The sequence below is a fragment of the bacterium genome (assembly GCA_037131655.1).
In the GTDB taxonomy this organism is placed as follows: Bacteria; Armatimonadota; Fimbriimonadia; order Fimbriimonadales; family JBAXQP01; genus JBAXQP01.
The window spans coordinates 1-2,608 of the sequence record JBAXQP010000344.1 but is presented as its reverse complement, the minus strand read 5'-3'; the positions used below and the strand labels follow the sequence as shown (position 1 = coordinate 2,608).

At 48.6% G+C, this 2,608-nt stretch carries 3 protein-coding genes; all 3 read right to left on the bottom strand.

What is annotated here, in order from left to right:
* Positions 1–339 precede the first annotated feature (339 nt).
* Positions 340–1,341 (bottom strand): Gfo/Idh/MocA family oxidoreductase, encoded by a 1,002-nt coding sequence (locus WCO51_12165; GenBank protein MEI6514008.1) that lies wholly within the window; start codon positions 1,339–1,341, stop codon positions 340–342.
* Positions 1,338–2,330, bottom strand: a complete 993-nt coding sequence (locus WCO51_12160) for a Gfo/Idh/MocA family oxidoreductase (GenBank protein ID MEI6514007.1) — start codon at positions 2,328–2,330, stop codon at positions 1,338–1,340. Before WCO51_12160 ends, WCO51_12165 begins: the two co-directional genes overlap by 4 nt.
* Positions 2,331–2,344: 14 nt before the next feature.
* On the bottom strand, positions 2,345–2,608 hold a 264-nt coding region (locus WCO51_12155), incomplete at its 5' end, for a sugar phosphate isomerase/epimerase (protein ID MEI6514006.1).

Sequence of the window (2,608 nt, the reverse complement as noted above, 5' to 3'; positions counted from 1 at the left end):
GTATACCAGCATTTGAAGCTAAAAATTTTAACCCAGAGAACCCCCTTAACCCGCCGGGTAATTTGGATTCGGACCTCTTCCTATATGTCTTTCTAACTGCAGGTTCTCAATGTTGATTCTCCAATCTGGCTCCCCCGGTAACATTACCCACACCCGGTATCTGACGCAACATCATAATCAACAGCGTCCGTTTCTCTTCGCTTAGTTCAGCCATTTGGGCAATCATAGAACTTTAATCACACCTCTAACAACAATAACCACTCCATCACACATCTTTGTGACAACCCCAACAAAATAGCGCCCCATATTAAAAAGGGGCGCTTATACGTTAACTAAGCTTTACTTTAGCGGTAAGTTAGTGGTGGCATGGGTGCGTGTTGATTGGTAGGCTCCGAGGGCTACTTCGGCGGCTTTGAAACCGTCTTCACCGGTCGCCAGCATTTTAGCTTCGGGGGTGTCTTTGCCTTCGAGGAGGTCTAACCAGGCGTTGATTGTTTGGTTATCCACGTTGGTTCCCCAGCCGGCATACGTGCCTTTACCCAATTCATCACTGAGGTGGACGATGACTTGATTGAACATGTCCATTTCGGCAAAGCCTTGCGTGCCGATAACGCGCATCGTCACATCACCCCAGGTTGGATTGGATTTCGGGCGAGACCAACTCGAATCGAGGCTAGCGAATACCCCGTTTTCGAATTCAAGCGACACCATAGCAGTATCATCGAAATTCGAATGGTACATGTTATTGCCGATTTCGGCATAAACATTTTTGACCTCAGATTTGAGCATCCATCGCAATAAGTCAGTCACATGTACCGTATGGTCGATCATCGCGCCCCCGCCGGCAAGTTCAGGTTCAGTGAACCAACCGCCGGGACATTGTCCGCGATTAGTTCCCCTGACGGCTATTATTTCGCCAAGTTCATCCTTATCAATTACATCCCTTAATCGAGCCATAGCTGGGCTGAATCTGCAGACAAACGCTGTAGAAATCGTGACCTTATTGGCCTTAGCAGCTTCAAGCATCTTATAACCTTCGCTAATGTTGGTCATTAAAGGCTTTTCGCACATGATATGCTTGCCGGCATTTGCCGCCATAATCGCTAGCTCGGCATGCTTGATATTTTCACTTGTAATGACAACCGCATCCACCACTTTAAGGAGCGCCTCATAGCTATCAAAGTAGGGAACACCTGACGAATTAGCGAAACGCTGTGCCCGTTCTTGTTCGTGATCGGCAAGCCCGACAATCTTGCCGCGGAGGTTGTTCTTCAGGCAACTTACATAGCTGCCGGCATGAAGATGAGCGATACTCATAATACCGATGCGAAGGGGGTTCATATAACACCTCCAACAGTTAGGTCGACAGGTTGGCCAGTTTTGGCTGATTCAAGTGCGGCCAGAGCAATTCGTGCCGCCTCATAACCATCTTCAACAGTAATATCAGGTTCCTTGCCCGCTATCACGCAGTCCGCAAAATGCCTAAGCTCTAAATAAAGCGGGTCTTCCTGAGGAGTGAGTGGACTTTCGAATAAACTGAACCCTGTGGTCGTTTCCGTTTTGGCTTTGGTGACTTTGAAGGAAGAATCGCGGTTGCTGTTATAATCCAAAAGCCCTTTATCTCCAGCAATTTCGAAGGCGACAAAGAAATTACTAGGTTCCGCCCAACTACCCTCAACATGAGCTATCGCACCGTTTTTGAGTTTGAGAGTGACCAGAGCATAATCAAACCCACCAGGTTTATTTGCGGCAATCCCACGGGCGAATACACGCTCGACAGGGCCGAACGTCCAGCGGATCCAATCGAAATCATGAACGATAAGGTCCAGAATAACCCCACCTCTCATCGAAGTGTCGGCATTCCAACCACCCATCGGTACTCTTGCGCGAGTTGTGCGTATAGCGGCGGGTGTTCCAACAGCGCCATCTCCCACCATCTCTTTAGCACGCTTGAATTCAGGACAAAATCGAACCACATGCCCCGGCATACACAGCACATTGTTCTTGCGAACAGCTTCAACCGCCCGTTTGCATTCTTCGAGAGTACGCCCAAGCGGTTTCTCAGTAAACACCGATTTACCCGCATTCGCTACTTGTTCGAGTAGATCGACATGTGTATTGGTAGGGGTGCAGATATCAACGTAATCGACCGCCCTAATTAACTGATCGACGTTGCCGTATTTCGTTGCGCCAAATTGCCTGACAATTCGTTCCGCAGTCTGATCGTCATGATCGTAAACCCCAGCGATCTGAACATCATCCATTTGGGAGTATCGAGCGGCATGGTTAGATCCCATACCACCTACTCCAACAATTCCTACCTTAAGCATTCTTGTCCTCCGAACTAATCAAAAATCGTCCGTGCCGTCTCACAGATGTGTTTTAGACTAAGCTCTGTATGTGCTCGATAGCCTGTAAGCTCGGCGGTTACGTAGCCGTTGTATCCAACATCGTTAAAGGCTTTGCGGACCTCTGCCCAGGGTACGTCGCCGTGGAGTAAGTTATCTGAAAACCCTTGGATATTTCCAATACTCGTGTTGTAGTTCTTCAGATGCACCCCGGCGATATGTTTGCCCAGTATGCGAATCCAATGCTGCGGGAACCCTGT

What these genes read in the sequence shown, in the direction of transcription:
- WCO51_12165 (MEI6514008.1), bottom strand. Translation starts at nt 1,341, where the DNA reads ATGAACCCCCTTCGCATCGGTATTATGAGTATCGCTCATCTTCATGCC.
- WCO51_12160 (MEI6514007.1), bottom strand. Translation starts at nt 2,330, where the DNA reads ATGCTTAAGGTAGGAATTGTTGGAGTAGGTGGTATGGGATCTAACCAT.